Here is a 15,328-nt window from a genome sequence, read left to right on the forward strand (position 1 = left end):
GCCCAAAAACCGTGACCGGTCCAACCTTCAACGCTTGGCTTTGTCCTTTGACGGAGAACCTATGAACGTACTCTTGATGGCTTACGGTACCCCCTACCGGCAGGAAGAGATCGAGCCCTACTACACCGACATCCGCCGCGGGCGGCCCCCTGGCCCGGAGCTACTGGCCGAGCTGGCCGAGCGCTACCACCTGATTGGACGCAGCCCCCTGAACGAGATTACCTTTGCCCAGGCAGTGCGCCTCGAGGCTGCCCTGAACGCTACTTTGCCCCTGTATCCCCAGCCTTTGCAAAGCTCCCCCGGCCCTCACGTAAAAGGCCCGGCGCGGGTCTATCTGGGAACCAAGCACTGGCACCCTTTTATTGCCGAGGCCGTTCAGGCTATGGCTGCGGATGGGGTCAAGCAGGCGGTAGGCATTGTGGCTGCTCCGCACTTTTCCTCCCGTAGCATCGCCGAGTACCGCGAGAAGGTGGAAAAGGCCCTGGCCGAGCTGGGCCACCCCTTCCAGTTTAGGCTTGTGGAGGCCTACCCCGACCATCCGGGCTACATTCAAGCCCTGGCGGGGCGGGTGCTCGAGCAGGTCTGGCGGCTGCGGGAACCCAAGAAGGCCCTCTTCCTTTTTACGGCCCACTCGATTCCAGAAAAATCGGCCCAGGACGGGGTTTATCAGGCCCAGGTGCGCACCACCGCCGAGCTTGTGGTGCAAAGGCTAGGCCTGGCGCACTGGGACACTGCCTGGCAGTCGGCAGGCCGCACGCTTGAGCCCTGGATTGGGCCTGATGTGAACGAAAAGCTCGAGCAAGCAGCCGCCCAAGGCTACCGCGAGGTGGTGGTGACGGCGGTGGGCTTTCCTTCCGATCACCTCGAGGTCTTCTACGACCTCGACTACGAAGCGCAAAATACCGCTGCCCGGCTGGGCCTGCGCCTGCTGCGTACCCGCAGCCTCAATGCCGACCCCGACTACATCGAGGTGCTGCGCGACCTGGTGCTGCGGGCGTGGGCCTGTTTTTCAGCAGAGCCGGTGGGTCAGAATGGCTAGCGTGGTGGTGGTGGGGGGTGGGGCTGCGGGGCTTTCGGCGGCCTATTACCTGCATCAAGCAGCACCCCATCTGCGCATTACCTTGCTGGAGGCCGATGCGCGCCTGGGTGGGAAAATTACCACCGTGGCCGAGAACGGCTTTTTGCTCGAGGGTGGCCCGGACGCGGTAGTGCGCTATAAACCCTGGGCTTTAGAGCTTGTGCACCAGCTCGGGCTGCAAAGCGAGGTGGTGGGAACCCTACCCGCCCACCCCTCGGCCCTGATCCACGATGGGCGTGAGGCCTTACCGATACCCGCGGGCTTGCAGATGGTGGTACCAAGCGATCTGGGGGCTCTGGCCAGAAGCCCATTGCTGAGCCCTTTTGGTAAGGCTCGAGCGGCCCTCGAGCTGCTCATTCCCAGGGGACCAGCAGAGGATGAGCCTTTTGGCGCCTTCATCGAGCGCAGGCTGGGCCGGCAGGTCTGGCAGCGGCTGGTGGCCCCACTTTCGGGTGGCATCTATGGGGGCGACCCCTACGAACTCTCTACCCTGGCGGCCTTTCCTCAACTTAAGGCCCTCGAACAGCAGTACGGCAGCCTGATCCGGGGGGCCATGCGGCAGCGTAAGGAGCGCGGCAGCCGTGAAAAAGGACAACTCTTTGCTTCGCTCAAAGGGGGCCTGGGCAGCCTGGTAGAGGCATTGCGGACGCAGCTAACTGGGGTGGAAATTCGGCTCAATACCGCCGCTCAGGCCCTCGAGCACTCCAATGAGTGGCGAATTCACACCACCCAAGGTACGCTACGAGCCGATGCGCTGGTGCTGGCTACGCCTGCGGGCATGAGCGGGCGCTTGCTGGAGCCCCTACACCCTGAGGCTGCCTCTGCCTTGCGGCAGATTCCCTACGGCGCTTCTTCAACCGTTACGTTTGCCTTTGCCCAGGAAAAACTGCCCCCAAGGGCGGGCCACGGCATGCTTATGGCCGCGCAGCGGGGCTTTAGCGTGCGCGGTTTTACCTGGACCGACCAGAAGTGGCCAGGCCGCGCCCCGGAAGGCTATAGCCTGGTACGTGCCTATTTCTCCGGCCTGGAAGCCAGCCAGACCGAGCTTGCCCAGCTGGCTCTGGGCGATCTGGCTCGCCTGTGGGGACAGGTGCCAGAGCCCGTACATACCTGGGTATTTCACTGGTCAGAGGGCCTTCCTCGCTACACCCTGGGCCACCAGGAGCGGGTGTCCAGAGCACTTCGGGCCGAAGCGTTGCCGGGCTTATTTCTGGCCGGCGCTGCCTACTACGGCGTAGGATTGCCCGAGGTGATCCGAATGGGTAAGGCGGTGGCGATGCGGGTACTGACCTATATAGGCACGCCCGCCCATGCCACCTGACGCTCTGGCTGCCCCGCTCATCCTTCAAAGCACCTGGAAGTGGTTGCCGAGCGGATTGGGAATTGCCTTGGATGTGTGGCGTTGCGTGCTTGAAGAAGGGGGCTTTGACGAACCGTACTCCAGCAAGCCCAGAGGCCAGGGCTGAAACTCTGCTGCTGTCAAAACGGCAAAGACCGGAGCCTTAGCAACTCCGGTCTTTGCGTCCTGGACTTGGCGCGCCCGAGAGGACTCGAACCCCTGACCTACCGCTTAGAAGGCGGCTGCTCTATCCACTGAGCTACGGGCGCATGCAGGCCCAGGTCGAGCCAGCGATAGTTTAGCAGACTTATCAAAATCGTAAAAACTGGCTCTGGCCTGCAAAATAAAGCCGCCCCTCTGGACGGCTTTTTGGAGCGGGAGACGGGATTCGAACCCGCGACATTCAGCTTGGAAGGCTGACGCTCTACCAACTGAGCTACTCCCGCGTGCTGCGTGCGCTTCCAGGGGGTTCCTGGAGCGCTTGGTCGGGGAGACTGGATTCGAACCAGCGACCCTCTGCTCCCAAAGCAGATGCGCTACCAGGCTGCGCTACTCCCCGTTGTGCGCCTGACCATCTCGCCAGAACGCGAAAATAAAGATAACATGTCCGGGCGAGGTCGGTCAAACACGGGTGCATCTACAAGAAGAAACCCGGGGGCATGTTGTCGTCAACCTTTATGAAAGATTACACTCTGCCCTGTGGAGCCTACGCTTTTTCGCAGCCGACGCGAGCGGAAACTGGGTGAGCAAATTGCCGTGCGCCTCGAGGATGTCACCAAACGCTTTGGCGATCAGGTAGCGGTTGATAGGGTAAGCCTCGAGATTCGTGATGGTGAGTTTTTTAGCCTGCTGGGGCCCTCGGGCTGTGGCAAAACCACCTTGCTGCGCATGATTGCCGGCTTTGATACCCCCGATCAGGGCCGGGTCATCATCGGAGGAAAGGACATGACCGAGGTGCCGCCCTACCTGCGCCCGGTCAATACAGTTTTTCAGAACTATGCGCTTTTCCCCCATATGACCGTGGAGCAAAACATCGCTTTTGGGCTGCGCATGAAAAAAATGCCCCGTGACGAAATTGCCCGGCGGGTGCAGTGGGCCCTGGAGCTCATTAACCTGCCGGGCTACGAAAAACGCCGTACAGACCAGATGTCCGGGGGACAACGTCAGCGCATTGCCCTGGCCCGGGCCCTGGTTAACGAGCCGGAGGTTCTGCTGCTCGATGAACCCCTTTCGGCCCTCGACCTAAAGCTGCGGCAGGAGCTGCGGGTAGACCTGATGAACCTCCAGGAACAACTGGGCATCACCTTCATCTTTGTAACCCATGACCAGGAAGAAGCCCTGGTCATGTCCGACCGCATCGCCGTGATGAACAAGGGGCGCATCGAGCAATTAGGCCCCACTGAGGAGATTTACGAGCTGCCACAAACGGCCTTTGTGGCCAAGTTCATCGGCGACTCCAACCTGATTCCGGCCCAGGCCATAGAGCCGCGCAAAGTCAGGACGCCCCTGGGTGAGTTTGTGCTCGACGACGAGGATGCCCTCATCCCTGGTCAGGAGGTGCTGCTTTCGATTCGCCCCGAGAAAATACGCCTCTTTAGGGAGAAACCCAGCCTGCCCAACGTTTTTCCGGCAAGGGTAGACGACATTATCTATACGGGTTCGGAAAACCAGTATTTGCTTTTGGCCGATGGGCAGCGCCTGATGTGCAAGACGCTCAACCAGGACATACAGGAGCCCGGCCACGAGGAGTTTTCCTACGACGAAGAGGTCTGGGTGGCCTTCACGCCCGAAAAGCTGGTGGTCATTCAGGGCGGGGCCGAAGGGAGCAATCCCTATGCGTGAAGCCGCAAGGCCCTGGGAGCGCCTACGTCAGGTGCTCGTTACGGTGGGGCCAGGTGCGCTGTGGCTGATGGTTTTTGTTCTTATCCCCACCCTAATCATGTTTGTGGCCTCGCTGATGAGCCGGGGCAGCCTGGGCCAGCTGGTACCGCCATTTGGCCTGCACAACTATGTGCGCTTTTTTTCCGACCCGCTTTTTATTGAAATTATCGGGCGCAGTCTGGTGATTGGCTTCTGGTCTACGGTATTCATCGTTTTGCTGGGTTATCCGCTGGCCTTTTACATTGCCCAAAGCCGCTACAAGGAAGTGCTGCTGCTGCTGGTGGTCATTCCGTTCTTCACCAATTTTCTGATTCGGGTCTACGCCTGGATTGTGGTGTTTCAGAAAGAAGGCCTTTTGAACAGCCTAATCACGGCGCTTGGTCTCCCGCCGGCGGAGCTGCTGCCCTCTACCTTCGCGGTGTATGTGGCTACCGTTTACACCTACCTGCCTTTTTTTGTATTGCCGCTTTATGCTGCCGTCGAGCGCATCGACTGGAGCCAGCTCGAGGCCGCCTACGACCTGGGGGCCCGGCCCATCCGGGCTTTCTGGGAGGCCATCTTTCCCCAGACGCTTCCGGGTTTGTTTGCTGGCTTTTTGTTGGTGTTCATACCGGCGGTAGGCACTTTTGTCATTGCCGACCTGCTGGGGGGCGGCAAGGTTACGCTGGTGGGCAACCTAATCCAGCTTCAGTTTGGCTCTGCACAAAACTGGGCCTTTGGTAGCGCAGTCAGCATGGTGCTAATGGGCATGGTATTGCTGGGGCTGTGGCTCTACGCCCGCACCCAGGGTGAGAAAGGACTGGACAAACTGGTATGAAGCGCTTGCTATCCCTTCACGCCTGGCTGGTATTTGCCTTTTTATATCTGCCCATAGTGGTCATTGTGGCCCTCTCCTTCAACCAAAGCCGCTTTGGGGTGCGCTTTACCGGCTTTACCTTCGACTGGTACCTCCGGCTCTTTAACAATGAGCGGATCCTCGAGTACCTCACCAACACCCTGATTGTGGCGGTGGTATCCACCCTGGTCTCGACCACCCTGGGCACCCTTCTGGCGGTGGGCCTGGTGCGCTACCGCTTCCACTGGCAAAGTGCGCTGCGCTACTTGCTGTATGTGCCCGTGGTGGTGCCGGATGTGGTCATGGGCATCTCGCTGCTGCTTTTGTTCGACGTGGTGCGTGACGCCATTGGCTGGCCCCGGCTGTCGCTGTTTACCATCATCCTGGCCCACATTAGCTTTCAGATTGCCTACGTCACCCTGGTGGTGCGGGCCCGGCTTTTGCTCCTGGACCCCACCCTGGAAGAAGCCGCCAAAGACCTGGGGGCCACCCCCTGGCTCACCTTCCGTGAGGTAACGCTGCCGCTGATCATGCCGGGGGTGGTTTCGGGGGCTTTGCTGGCTTTTAGCCTATCGCTCGACGATTTCGTGGTAACCTTTTTTACTGCTGGCTCAGGCTCCACCACCCTGCCGCTGTACATCTATTCGTCGGTCAAATTGGGGATTAGCCCCGAAATTCATGCCCTTTCTACATTGATGGTGGGGATTACAATTTTGGTGCTGTTGTTGGGAACACTGTACTGGAGGAAGCGTACCTAGCTTCCTGGGTGCGTTTGCAGGAACGACAACTGGCGTGGAGGAAGGTTGGCATGAACAGATTCTGGCTTATCGCTTTGTTGGGGCTTCTGATAGCCGGGTGCGGTCAGCAGAAAAAAGAGTTGCGTCTGCTGAACTGGTCGGACTACATGCCCAAAGAGGTGCTTCAGGAGTTTGAGAAGCGTGAGGGCATAAAGGTGGTGGAGGATACCTACGACTCCCCCGAGGCCATGCTCTCCAAGCTGCAGGCCGGCGGCGACACCGAGTACGACGTGCTGATTACCCCTGACTATACCGTGGGGTCGCTGGCTCGAGCCGGTAGCCTGCTGGAGCTAGACAAGACCAAAATTCCCAACCTGAAGAACCTCGACCCGCAGTTTGCCAACCCGGCCTTTGATCCAGAGGGCAGGTACAGCGTGGTGTACCAGTGGGGCACCACCGGGCTGGCCTACCGTGAAGACCTGGTGCGTGGGCCAGTGGAAAGCTGGGCTGTGGTATTCGATCCAGCCAAACAGGTTGGGCCTTTCTTGCTTCTGGACGAGATGCGCGAGATGATAGGGGCAGCCCTGAAGTACAAAGGCGAATCGGTCAATTCCACCGACCCGGCCAAGCTGGCCGAAGTCCAGGCCATGCTGCTCGAGGCCAAGCGCCGTTCGCAGGGCTTTGCTGGGGGAACCAGTATCCGCGACCGCCTGATTGCCGGCGACATCGCGGTGGGGCCTGCCTATTCGGGAGACATCCTGGCAGCCCAGCCCGAGAATCCCAAGCTTAAATATGTAATCCCTGCTGAAGGGGCTACCCTCTGGACCGACAACCTGGTGGTGTTGAAAAAGAGCCCCAACCACGAGCTGGCCCATAAGTTCATCAACTTCTTGCTCGAGCCCGAGATTGCCGCGCAAATCTCCAACTCGATTGGCTATGCCACCCCGGTAGCGGCAGCCATGGATCAGATTGAAGAAAAAGACAACCCCATCATCTACCCCACCCCCGAGATCAGGGCCCGCCTCGAGCTGCTTGCCGATTTGGGCGACCAGGAGGATTTGTTCAATAGGGTCTGGGCGGAGGTCAAGTCGCGTTAGCGGGCCTTGACCCCGAAAGCAAACTTTGGGCAAGCAGCACGGATTGCTCATCCGCGCAGGCACGGAATCATCCAAAACCCGTTCTGCTCTTGCCTGGCCCGGCCAGCAGCTTTTGCCAAATCGGACTGGTGTCCTTTAGCCTCGATTAATCAAGCGCCGTTGTGGGGCTGAATCTTACTTTTGTCACAGCCAGCAGGGCTATACTCAGGGCGTGAGAACGCTCTTTGGTCTCCTGACCTTTTTGAGCCTGGCGCTGGGTCAGGCTGGGCCCCAGATCTACCAGCAGAACTGTGCGTTCTGCCACGGGGATAACGGCCAGGGACGGCCGGGAGCCTTTCCGCCCCTGGCGGCCCACGCCAGCGAGCTGGTGAAAACCCCAGAAGGCCGTACCCATCTGATTAATGCGGTGCTATTCGGGATGCAGGGCCCGGTTCGGGTCAAGGGCATTACCTACAACGGGGTGATGCCGGCTTTTGCTCAGTTGTCCGATGACCAGATTGCCACTGTGCTCAATTACATCCTCAACGCCTGGGGCAATGACAAACTGCTGCCACGGGACCATCGGCCCATAACAGCATCAGAAGTTAGCAGTGCACGCAATGTGGCCGATAAGCCAACCCCTCAACAAATCGGCGGCATTCGCTCACGCATAAATGTCCCGTAGTGTTTGAACTTAAACTTGTTTTGGAGGAGAAGCGATGAAGAAGCTGTTGGTTTTGCTGGTTCTAATCCTTCCGGCTGCTTTTGCCCAAAGTGGGCCAGTGCTGTACCAGCAGTGCCAGGGCTGCCACCAGCCCAATGGCGCGGGTATTCCCGGGGTATTTCCCCCATTGGCCGGGCATGTTCCCGATATTCTGGCAGCCAAGGGGGGCCGAACCTGGCTCATCCAGGTTTTACTGTGGGGTATGAGCGGCGAAATTGCCGTAAAAGGGGTCAAGTACAACGGGGTTATGCCAGGCTACCGCCAGCTCAGCGATGCCGAGATTGCCGCCTTGCTCAACCACATCTCGACCCAGTGGGGCAATAAATTTCCTGCAGGGCAGAAGCCGTTCACACCAGCGGAGGTCAAGGCCCAGCGGGCCAAAACCCTGACGCCGGCCCAGGTCAACACAGCCCGCAAGGCCCTGGGCCTGAAGTGACCTGGTGTGCTTTTCGCTTTTTTGCAACTGCCCTAAAAGCTACCCGAGAAGAGCGTTGGTGTGCCCTCGATAACGGGTTTTGTCTATACCTGGCAAGGGTGGAGGAGTGCCAACCCCAAAGTGCCGTGGCCTTGACCTGGGCGTGGCGCTTGGGGTGTGAGCGAGGCTTCAGGGTTTGACAAACCTGGCATGCTCCAGCCTAGGGCGCTCTTCATCATCCTTGGGCCCCTTGCCAACCTTACGGTTGTGCCCAAGGGTGCGATAGGCTGATGGGGTGAGCGAGCTGGCAACCTACAGGCTCTCGACCACCGATTGGGCTGTGCTGGCAGCCTTGCTCGAGCAGCCCTCACACGGGTTTCGCCTGGCGCTTTTGTTTGCCCCCAGTGGCGAACTGGGGGATATCTGGCGTATCCAGCGCACCCAGGTCTACAGGGCCATAGAACACCTCGAGGCTCGAGGGCTTATCGAGGCTGTCCGGCAGGAAGAAGGCGATGCGGGGCCACCCCGGACGCTGTATGGCGCTACCTCCAGCGGCCAGGCGGCGGTGCGGTGCTGGCTTTACACCCCCGTAACGCGGCTGCGCTATGGCCGCTCCGACCTAAGGCTGAAAATCGCTTTCCTGATTCGACTGCAGTGCGACCTCGAGCCATTGCTAAAAGCCCAGGCGGGGGTTTTTAAAGCCATACTGGAGGATCTGCAGCAGCAGATTCAGACGGCAGAGGGTATTCAGCTGGTTTCGGCGTTGTGGCGCATGGAGATGGCCAGGGCCAGCCTGGGGTTTATCGAGCGGCTGCTGGCGCAAAACCTGGCCTTGTCCAAATAGGCCCCGACCCATATAGTTATACTGTAACTAATAGGGGAGACCGGCGTGATTCGCTTTTTGAGCATGGGGTTGTTGCTGATGGGATTGGGCCTGGCCCAAAATGCGGTGCGGGTGGTGGCTGCTGCGGACCTGCAATACGCCCTGAGCGAAATTGCGCAAAATTTCGAGCGGCAGAACCCGGGCCTGCGGGTTGAACTGAGCTTTGGCTCCTCGGGCAAGATTTACACCCAGCTTATGCAGGGTTTGCCAGCGGACATCTATTTTTCTGCCGATGAAACCTTCCCCAACCAGCTAGAGCAGGCAGGACGTATCGTGCCCGGAAGCCTGAAGCTGTATGCCGTTGGCCGCATGGTGATATGGGCTTCCAATCGGTTGGTTGAGCAAGGGCTCGACCCCCGGCGGCTGGGGCCGCGAATACTGCTTGACCCTCGAGTTACCCGGCTGGCCATCGCTAATCCGATACATGCGCCGTATGGTCGGGCTGGGGTAACGCTTCTGGAGCGTTTCGGTTTATTGCGCCAGACCCGTCCAGTCAGGTGGGAGGAGATGACCGGTGGCATCCCGGCTTATTACGACCTGGCCGCACTGCAGCGGGGCAAGACCAGCTTTGAGTTTGTGTATGGCGAAAACATCTCCCAGACCGCACAACTGGCCCTGACCAGCACCAATATTGGCCTGATTGCGCTCTCCCTTGCCAGGAGTGAGGTCATGCAAAGTTCTGGGGTTTACTGGCTGGCCCCCCTGAGCAGCCACCTGCGCCTGAACCAGACCTACGTCATGTTGCGGGGCCAGGATCGCCCGGCGGTGCGTCGTTTTTATGACTACCTGGCTTCACCCGAGTCGCACCGTGTGCTTCGCAAGTATGGGTTCTTGCTGCCGGGGGAGAGAATAGAGTAATGGACGACCCGGCCTTCTGGCAGACCCTGCGCCTGACCCTCGAGGTCAGTCTGGTGACGACCGTAATTCTGCTTTTGCTGGGGCTGCCACTGGGCTGGGTGCTGGCCCACAAGCGTTTTTGGGGCAAGCGGGTGCTGGAGTCCATCGTGCTTTTGCCCCTCACCCTGCCCCCCACGGTACTGGGGTTTTACCTGCTCTTGCTGCTGGGCCAGAATGGTCCAATCGCCCAGACCTTCGGCTTCACCTGGGCTTTTCGCTTCGAGGGGCTGGTGGTGGGTTCGGTGCTGTTTAGCCTGCCATTCGCGCTCAATGGCTACCGTGAGGCCTTTCGTAGCCTGGACTTAGACGTGATACAGACCGCGCGTACCCTGGGGGCGGGCTGGCGGCGGATCTGGCTCGAGGTGATTCTGCCCATCACCTGGCCGGGGATACTTTCCGGCACAATTCTGGCGTTTGCCCACACCCTGGGCGAGTTTGGGGTGGTGCTGATGGTAGGGGGAAGCATTCCCGGCAAAACCCAGCTGGTCAGCATCTACATCTACGACCAGGTACAGGCCCTCCAGTTTGGGCGGGCCGCCGAGGCAGCGGCGGTTTTACTGGTGGTTAGTTTGGCCCTGGTGTATCTGGTGCGAACCTTGGAGGATGTGTGGAGATCGCGTATGCCCTCGAGCACCCGGTAAAGCTGCATCTGAAGCTGCACGTGCAGGGCTTTACGGTTTTGCTGGGGGAAAGCGGGGTGGGCAAGACCAGCCTGCTGAAGGCGGTGGCTGGTCTGGTTTCCGCTAAGGGGCAGCCTTTTGCGGGCCTACGGCCCGAAGAGCGTCCGGTGGGCTACCTGCCCCAGCATTTTGCCCTGTTTCCGCACCTCTGCGCCTGGCAGAATGTGGCTTTCCCGCTGGCCCATCTGCCCCCTGCCCAGCGCAAATCCAAAGCCCTCGAGTACCTGGCCCAGATGGGCATAGCCGAGCTGGCCGAGCGCTTTCCCCGGCAGCTCTCCGGAGGGCAACAGCAGCGGGTGGCGCTGGCTCGGGCACTGGCCCGCCAACCCAAGATTCTCTTGCTGGACGAGCCTACCAGTGCCCTGGATGTGGCGACACGAGAGGAGGTCTTTGGGGGGGTGATTGAGCGCCTCAGATCCCTTCAAATACCCACCCTGGCCGCCTCGCACGACCAGTGGCTGGCCCAACGGGCCCACCGGGTGGCGGTGCTGACCAGACATGGGCTGGTACAGCAGGGTTCTGCCGAAGAGGTGTTTACCCGGCCAAAGAGCCTCGAGGTGGCCCGGCTGGTGGGTTTTCGTAACCTGTGGGGTGGGGTGGTGCTGCGGCTGGAAGGGGGGTGGCTCTGGGTAGAGACCCCGCTGGGGGTGCTTCAGGCGGCCCGCCCCGACTGGGTTCAGGTGGGCCAGAAGGTCTGGCTGGGTATTCGTTCGGAGGAGGTATTTACCCTGGACACACCACAAAACCGCGTGCTGGGCAGGGTTTGTCAACTGCGCTGGCAGGGCTTGCGTCTGCGCGGCCAGCTGGTGGTGGGAGAGGTTGCGCTGGACTTCTTGCTGCCCCGCTACAAACAGACCCAGCTGGGGCTGACCGAAGGACAGCAGCTCGAGGTTGCCCTCGAGCCGCGCTTTTTGCACCTGATGCCAGCAAGCTAGGACTGCTTCTGCTCAGGCTTGCTTTCTTCAGGCTTTTTTTCTTCCTCGCTCAGACCTTTGCGAAACTCTTTGGCCGATTGGCCGAGACCTCGAGCCAGCTCCGGTAGCTTGCGTGCGCCAAACAACAAAACCACAATCAGCAGGATGATGAGTAGTTCGGTGGGGCCTAAAGGCATGGTGTTCCTCCTTGCGGCTAGTATACGCCGACTGAGCTATGCCCAACTGTAAACCCGCTTCGTAACAGAAGTATGAAAACCACCCTTATACCTCGCTGTACCGGTCGCGATGGATCAGCAAAGCCAGCCCCAGGCCTAAGTAGACCATAATCAGGCTGCTGCCACCTTTAGAGACCAAAGGCAGGGTGAGGCCGGTTACCGGGGCCAGGCCCAGCGTAACCGCAATATTAACCGCGACCTGAAAAGCCAGCATCGAGAGCACCCCCATGATGATCAGGCGATCCTCCAGGCGTACGCACTCCAAAGCCATGCGGCCCAGGCGAAAAAAAAGCAAGGCGTACAGTGCCATCAGCGTGGTTGCACCAACAAAGCCCCACTCTTCGGCCAGCACAGCGTAGATGAAGTCGGTCTGGCGCTCTGGCACGAACCCCAGCTGGGTCTGGGTACCGGCTCCAAAACCCTTGCCCACCAGGCCCCCAGAGCCAATGGCAATGGTGGACTGAATCTGCTGAAAGCCCTTGCCCTTGGGGTCCTTGGATAAGTCGAACAAAATTTCAACCCGGTCGCGCTGGTACTGGTTCAGGTTGGGCCAAATTACTGTTGGCAGCAGTACCGCAACCGCAACCAGCCCTAAAACGATGTGGCTGGTGGGCATCCCCCGCACAAATAACATGCCTAATAACCCCGCGATGAGCACCAGGGTGCCCCCCAGGTCTGGCTGGATGAATACCAACCCCAGAACGGGGGCCGCCAGCAAAGTCGGCAATACATAATCCAGCGGGCCTTCCAGCGGTCTTGCCGCCAGCACCCGGGCCAGCACCAGGATGAGGCCAATTTTGGCGAGCTCGAGCGGCTGAAAACTAACCGGGCCCAGGTCGAACCAGGCCTTGGCGCCGTTTATCTCGCGGCCTATCAGCAAGACCAGCACCAGCATGGCCAGTGAAGCCGCGTAGAGCGGAAAGCCCCAGGAGAGCACCTGCCGGCGCGTAAAAAACTGTATCAACAGGCCCACCGCCAGGGCAATCGGAAGGGCCACCAGCTGCTGTAACCAGACGCTCTGGCTGGGTGCTGCACTGTAAAGTGTAGCCAGCCCAATAAAGCTAATAAGCAGCACCAGGCTTATGAGCACCCAGTCGTAGGCAAAAACCGGAACCCTGCGCAGTGTCACCCCAACAGTCTATAAAGGCAGGGTGAGATTTGTCATATGAACCCACCTGAAGATTTCTGTTTAGCCAGGTCAAAACCGGCCGGATGCAGGGGCAACTCTTGGCGCAGCTTCAGGTGGGGGCCCCAGCAAAAAGAACAAATCAAATCCGTTTCTTATCAGAAATTGTGTGGTTGCCAAGGGTGCTGCAAACCCCCCTGAATATGGCAATGGTGCTAAACTTTTTTCGGGTAGTTCGTCACCCGGCGCTGGCGAACCACCCCGACCGGCGGGAGACACTTTTTCCCGAACGCTGCGGGGGGTGTGCTCCAGGATTCAAAAGATAGCCCTGAGCTGATCATCTTTCTGAACCTGGAACAAAAGGAGGTTAGAAGGCTATGGACGAGATCATCACCATTGGTTCGGCTGTGGTTATTTTGCTGCTGGTTATCATGTTTGTCTTTTTTGTAAAGGATAAGGGCCTGCCCAACAAGGATCACTAAGTACAGGGCAGATACCCTGGCCCCAGCACCCAGCCGGAGGTATGTCTGGGTGCTGTGTTTTTGATGTTCAAACGCTTGAAGCTGCCGATTTCCTTTTACCTGCTGCATCCAAGCATCCTACGGTTTTACGTTGCCGAGCCAAAATGACGTAATATATCGGCAGGAGGCAGTTATGCGTGAGGTGTTGGTTATCTCGGCCGTACGCACCCCGATTGGGCGGTTTGGTGGGGCGCTCAAGGATTTTTCGCCGGTTGACCTGGGGGCGCACGTGATGAAAGCGGCCCTCGAGCAAGCAGGCTTGAACGGAGCCAACCTTGACCTGTTTGTGTTTGGGCAGGTGTTGCGGGCCGGGCACGGCCAGTTGCCACCCCGGCAGGCTGCTTTCAAGGCGGGTATTCCCGACACCGTAGACGGCTACGCGGTGGATATGGTGTGCGCTTCGGGCATGCAGGCTGTGGCCAACGGGGCGCTGGCCATCAAAAATGGCGATGCGGAGGTGGTGCTGGCTGGCGGCATGGAATCCATGACCCAGACTGGGTTTTACCTCTCGAGCCGGGCTCGCTGGGGCTACAAGTACCTGGCGGGTGCACCCGAGCAACTGCAAGATATTTTGCAGCGGGATGGACTATCCGACCCCTTTACCGGGGAGGCCATGGGCGACCAAACCGAACGCCTGGCCGCCGAATTCGGTGTTACCCGGGCCGAGCTCGACGAAGTGGCTTACGAGTCGCACCAGCGGGCCGCCAGGGCCCAGGAATCCTGCTACTTTGGCAAGGAGATTGTGCCGCTCGAGGTCAAGACCCGCAAGGGGGTCGAGAAGGTAGAAAAAGACGAAGGCGTGAGGCCCGATACCACCCTCGAATCGCTGGCAGCCTTGCGCCCGGCCTTCAAGAAAGATGGGGTGCTGACCGCGGGCAATGCCTCGCAAATATCCGACGGGGCCTCGGCTCTGATTTTGGCCAGTCCTGAGGCAGTGCAAAAGTACGGCTTGAAGCCTATTGCGCGCATTCTGGGCAACAGCTGGGCCGCGGGCGAGCCCTGGCGTTTCCCCGAGGCGCCGGTTCCTGCGGTTAAGAAGCTGCTAGAAAAGCTCCGTCTTGGCGTAGGCGACTTCCATCTATTTGAAAATAACGAGGCCTTTGCCCTCAACAACCTGTTGTTCAACCGCTTGCTGGGCGTGCCTATGGATCGCCTGAATGTGCATGGAGGGGCCATTGCGCTGGGCCATCCCATTGGGGCCTCCGGTGCCCGCATCCTGACCACCCTGATTCATGCCCTGCACACCCACGGCAAGGAGCGGGGTCTGGCTGCAATTTGCCACGGAACCGGTGGCTCAACTGCAATGGCGCTTGAAGCCATCGACTAAACCAGTTTTATCGCACTCTTCACAGGCGTGGCCTCCCGGATGGGAGGCCACTGTGCTGTGCAGGACAAAGCAATCGAGCTGTGAGCAGCTCAATATTTGTAAAGAGCGCTCTGAGTAGCACTTCCGGCTTTGTACCATTTTCTCTGAAGACCGCTCTAAGTTACCAGAGCACTAAGTTGCGCCAGGGCAGATTGGCAAAACCAGCGGAATGAGTCAATGCATACCTGGCGCAATTCCTAAAGCGAACTTTCGGTACGGCGTCTTGCATTTCGCTTATGGAGACACTTAGTGAGCCCAGGTGGGAACTAGGTCCTCGAGGTTTACCTCCTCGATGCTCCAGCTCACATCGGTTACCACGTACTCGGCCTGGGCCGCAATGAAGTCGGCGGCTTGGCGCAGTACCGTTTCGACCCAGACCCCGTCGTAGCCGATTAGGCTAAAACCCACCACTTCCCAGCCGTGGTCGTCCTGCCCGGCCAGCCGCGCTGCCGAAACGGGAAAGCGCGAACGTAGGCGCTCGATGGTGGGTTTGATTAGCGCCCGCTTTTCCTTGAGGCTTTTCACCCAGGGCATTTCCAGGCGCGCGGTGTAGATGCCCAGGTAGGCTTTCATGTAATTGATTGTGCCACAAACCCGGACACAACCCCCAGCATGGGGCC

General features: G+C 59.4%; 16 protein-coding genes and 3 tRNA genes. 13 read left to right on the plus strand and 6 right to left on the minus strand.

Features of this window, described 5'->3' with window-relative positions:
- Positions 1-61: 61 nt before the first annotated feature.
- Together hemH and hemG are read left to right on the plus strand one after the other, a co-directional pair.
- On the plus strand, positions 62-1,039 hold the full coding sequence (hemH, locus tag ABWU19_RS04015) for a ferrochelatase (RefSeq protein WP_435900478.1): 978 nt from the start codon (positions 62-64) through the stop codon (positions 1,037-1,039).
- Positions 1,032-2,399 carry a protoporphyrinogen oxidase gene (hemG, locus tag ABWU19_RS04020; RefSeq protein ID WP_435900479.1) on the plus strand — a complete coding sequence of 456 codons (1,368 nt, stop codon included), beginning with the start codon at positions 1,032-1,034 and terminating at the stop codon, positions 2,397-2,399. Before hemH ends, hemG begins: the two co-directional genes overlap by 8 nt.
- Before the next feature lie 211 nt (positions 2,400-2,610).
- On the opposite strand, the gene ABWU19_RS04025 is transcribed toward hemG, so the two are convergent.
- The 3 genes from ABWU19_RS04025 to ABWU19_RS04035 all read right to left on the minus strand — a co-directional run bounded on the left by ABWU19_RS04025 (position 2,611) and on the right by ABWU19_RS04035 (position 2,976).
- A tRNA-Arg gene (locus ABWU19_RS04025) sits at positions 2,611-2,686 on the minus strand.
- A 101-nt stretch (positions 2,687-2,787) separates the two neighbouring features.
- Positions 2,788-2,863, minus strand: a tRNA-Gly gene (locus tag ABWU19_RS04030).
- A gap of 36 nt (positions 2,864-2,899) precedes the next feature.
- Positions 2,900-2,976: transfer RNA gene (locus ABWU19_RS04035), tRNA-Pro, on the minus strand.
- Between the two features lie 140 nt (positions 2,977-3,116).
- Here ABWU19_RS04035 and ABWU19_RS04040 point away from each other — a divergent pair.
- The 10 genes from ABWU19_RS04040 to ABWU19_RS04085 all read left to right on the plus strand — a co-directional run bounded on the left by ABWU19_RS04040 (position 3,117) and on the right by ABWU19_RS04085 (position 11,480).
- Positions 3,117-4,259 carry an ABC transporter ATP-binding protein gene (locus ABWU19_RS04040; RefSeq protein ID WP_435900480.1) on the plus strand — a complete coding sequence of 381 codons (1,143 nt, stop codon included), beginning with the start codon at positions 3,117-3,119 and terminating at the stop codon, positions 4,257-4,259.
- A complete protein-coding gene (locus tag ABWU19_RS04045; RefSeq protein ID WP_435900481.1) occupies positions 4,252-5,115 on the plus strand; it encodes an ABC transporter permease in 864 nt (287 codons plus the stop codon). Before ABWU19_RS04040 ends, ABWU19_RS04045 begins: the two co-directional genes overlap by 8 nt.
- Positions 5,112-5,891, plus strand: coding sequence for an ABC transporter permease (locus ABWU19_RS04050; RefSeq protein ID WP_435900482.1), 780 nt, complete (start codon positions 5,112-5,114; stop codon positions 5,889-5,891). The genes ABWU19_RS04045 and ABWU19_RS04050 overlap by 4 nt, the downstream gene beginning before the upstream one ends.
- A gap of 50 nt (positions 5,892-5,941) precedes the next feature.
- Positions 5,942-6,967, plus strand: coding sequence for a polyamine ABC transporter substrate-binding protein (locus ABWU19_RS04055; protein ID WP_435900483.1), 1,026 nt, complete (start codon positions 5,942-5,944; stop codon positions 6,965-6,967).
- 211 nt (positions 6,968-7,178) lie between these two features.
- The gene (locus ABWU19_RS04060) at positions 7,179-7,631 is read left to right on the plus strand and encodes a c-type cytochrome (RefSeq protein ID WP_435900484.1); all 453 of its coding nucleotides are present in this window, start codon (positions 7,179-7,181) and stop codon (positions 7,629-7,631) included.
- A gap of 34 nt (positions 7,632-7,665) precedes the next feature.
- Entirely contained in the window at positions 7,666-8,106 is a 441-nt protein-coding gene (locus ABWU19_RS04065) for a c-type cytochrome (protein ID WP_435900485.1), read from the plus strand.
- Positions 8,107-8,380: 274 nt separating this feature from the next.
- On the plus strand, positions 8,381-8,929 hold the full coding sequence (locus tag ABWU19_RS04070) for a PadR family transcriptional regulator (protein WP_435900486.1): 549 nt from the start codon (positions 8,381-8,383) through the stop codon (positions 8,927-8,929).
- A gap of 63 nt (positions 8,930-8,992) precedes the next feature.
- Positions 8,993-9,826, plus strand: a complete 834-nt coding sequence (modA, locus tag ABWU19_RS04075) for a molybdate ABC transporter substrate-binding protein (RefSeq protein ID WP_435900505.1) — start codon at positions 8,993-8,995, stop codon at positions 9,824-9,826.
- Positions 9,826-10,506: a molybdate ABC transporter permease subunit gene (modB, locus tag ABWU19_RS04080; RefSeq protein WP_435900487.1), complete on the plus strand. Its 681-nt coding sequence runs from the start codon at positions 9,826-9,828 to the stop codon at positions 10,504-10,506. Before modA ends, modB begins: the two co-directional genes overlap by 1 nt.
- Positions 10,473-11,480 (plus strand): ABC transporter ATP-binding protein, encoded by a 1,008-nt coding sequence (locus ABWU19_RS04085; protein WP_435900488.1) that lies wholly within the window; start codon positions 10,473-10,475, stop codon positions 11,478-11,480. The genes modB and ABWU19_RS04085 overlap by 34 nt, the downstream gene beginning before the upstream one ends.
- On the opposite strand, the gene tatA is transcribed toward ABWU19_RS04085, so the two are convergent.
- Positions 11,477-11,656 carry a twin-arginine translocase TatA/TatE family subunit gene (tatA, locus tag ABWU19_RS04090; RefSeq protein ID WP_314135844.1) on the minus strand — a complete coding sequence of 60 codons (180 nt, stop codon included), beginning with the start codon at positions 11,654-11,656 and terminating at the stop codon, positions 11,477-11,479. The genes ABWU19_RS04085 and tatA overlap by 4 nt on opposite strands.
- An 85-nt stretch (positions 11,657-11,741) precedes the next feature.
- On the minus strand, positions 11,742-12,824 hold the full coding sequence (gene rodA, locus ABWU19_RS04095; protein WP_435900489.1) for a rod shape-determining protein RodA: 1,083 nt from the start codon (positions 12,822-12,824) through the stop codon (positions 11,742-11,744).
- Positions 12,825-13,475: 651 nt separating this feature from the next.
- Here rodA and ABWU19_RS04100 point away from each other — a divergent pair.
- On the plus strand, positions 13,476-14,669 hold the full coding sequence (locus ABWU19_RS04100) for a thiolase family protein (RefSeq protein WP_435900490.1): 1,194 nt from the start codon (positions 13,476-13,478) through the stop codon (positions 14,667-14,669).
- A gap of 285 nt (positions 14,670-14,954) precedes the next feature.
- On the opposite strand, the gene ABWU19_RS04105 is transcribed toward ABWU19_RS04100, so the two are convergent.
- Positions 14,955-15,281, minus strand: a complete 327-nt coding sequence (locus tag ABWU19_RS04105) for a DUF503 domain-containing protein (protein ID WP_435900491.1) — start codon at positions 15,279-15,281, stop codon at positions 14,955-14,957.
- Between the last annotated feature and the right edge of the window lie 47 nt (positions 15,282-15,328).

The sequence above is a fragment of the Meiothermus cerbereus genome (assembly GCF_051297115.1).
GTDB classification, from domain to species: domain Bacteria; phylum Deinococcota; class Deinococci; order Deinococcales; family Thermaceae; genus Meiothermus; species Meiothermus cerbereus_A.

Excerpts from the sequence above, each read along its gene's own strand:
- tatA (WP_314135844.1), bottom strand. The coding sequence starts at position 11,656 with ATGCCTTTAGGCCCCACCGAACTACTCATCATCCTGCTGATTGTGGTT.
- ABWU19_RS04050 (WP_435900482.1), top strand. The coding sequence starts at position 5,112 with ATGAAGCGCTTGCTATCCCTTCACGCCTGGCTGGTATTTGCCTTTTTA.
- hemG (WP_435900479.1), top strand. The coding sequence starts at position 1,032 with ATGGCTAGCGTGGTGGTGGTGGGGGGTGGGGCTGCGGGGCTTTCGGCG.
- ABWU19_RS04045 (WP_435900481.1), top strand. The coding sequence starts at position 4,252 with ATGCGTGAAGCCGCAAGGCCCTGGGAGCGCCTACGTCAGGTGCTCGTT.
- ABWU19_RS04100 (WP_435900490.1), top strand. The coding sequence starts at position 13,476 with ATGCGTGAGGTGTTGGTTATCTCGGCCGTACGCACCCCGATTGGGCGG.
- ABWU19_RS04105 (WP_435900491.1), bottom strand. The coding sequence starts at position 15,281 with ATGAAAGCCTACCTGGGCATCTACACCGCGCGCCTGGAAATGCCCTGG.
- hemH (WP_435900478.1), top strand. The coding sequence starts at position 62 with ATGAACGTACTCTTGATGGCTTACGGTACCCCCTACCGGCAGGAAGAG.
- ABWU19_RS04055 (WP_435900483.1), top strand. The coding sequence starts at position 5,942 with ATGAACAGATTCTGGCTTATCGCTTTGTTGGGGCTTCTGATAGCCGGG.
- modA (WP_435900505.1), top strand. The coding sequence starts at position 8,993 with ATGGGGTTGTTGCTGATGGGATTGGGCCTGGCCCAAAATGCGGTGCGG.
- modB (WP_435900487.1), top strand. The coding sequence starts at position 9,826 with ATGGACGACCCGGCCTTCTGGCAGACCCTGCGCCTGACCCTCGAGGTC.
- ABWU19_RS04065 (WP_435900485.1), top strand. The coding sequence starts at position 7,666 with ATGAAGAAGCTGTTGGTTTTGCTGGTTCTAATCCTTCCGGCTGCTTTT.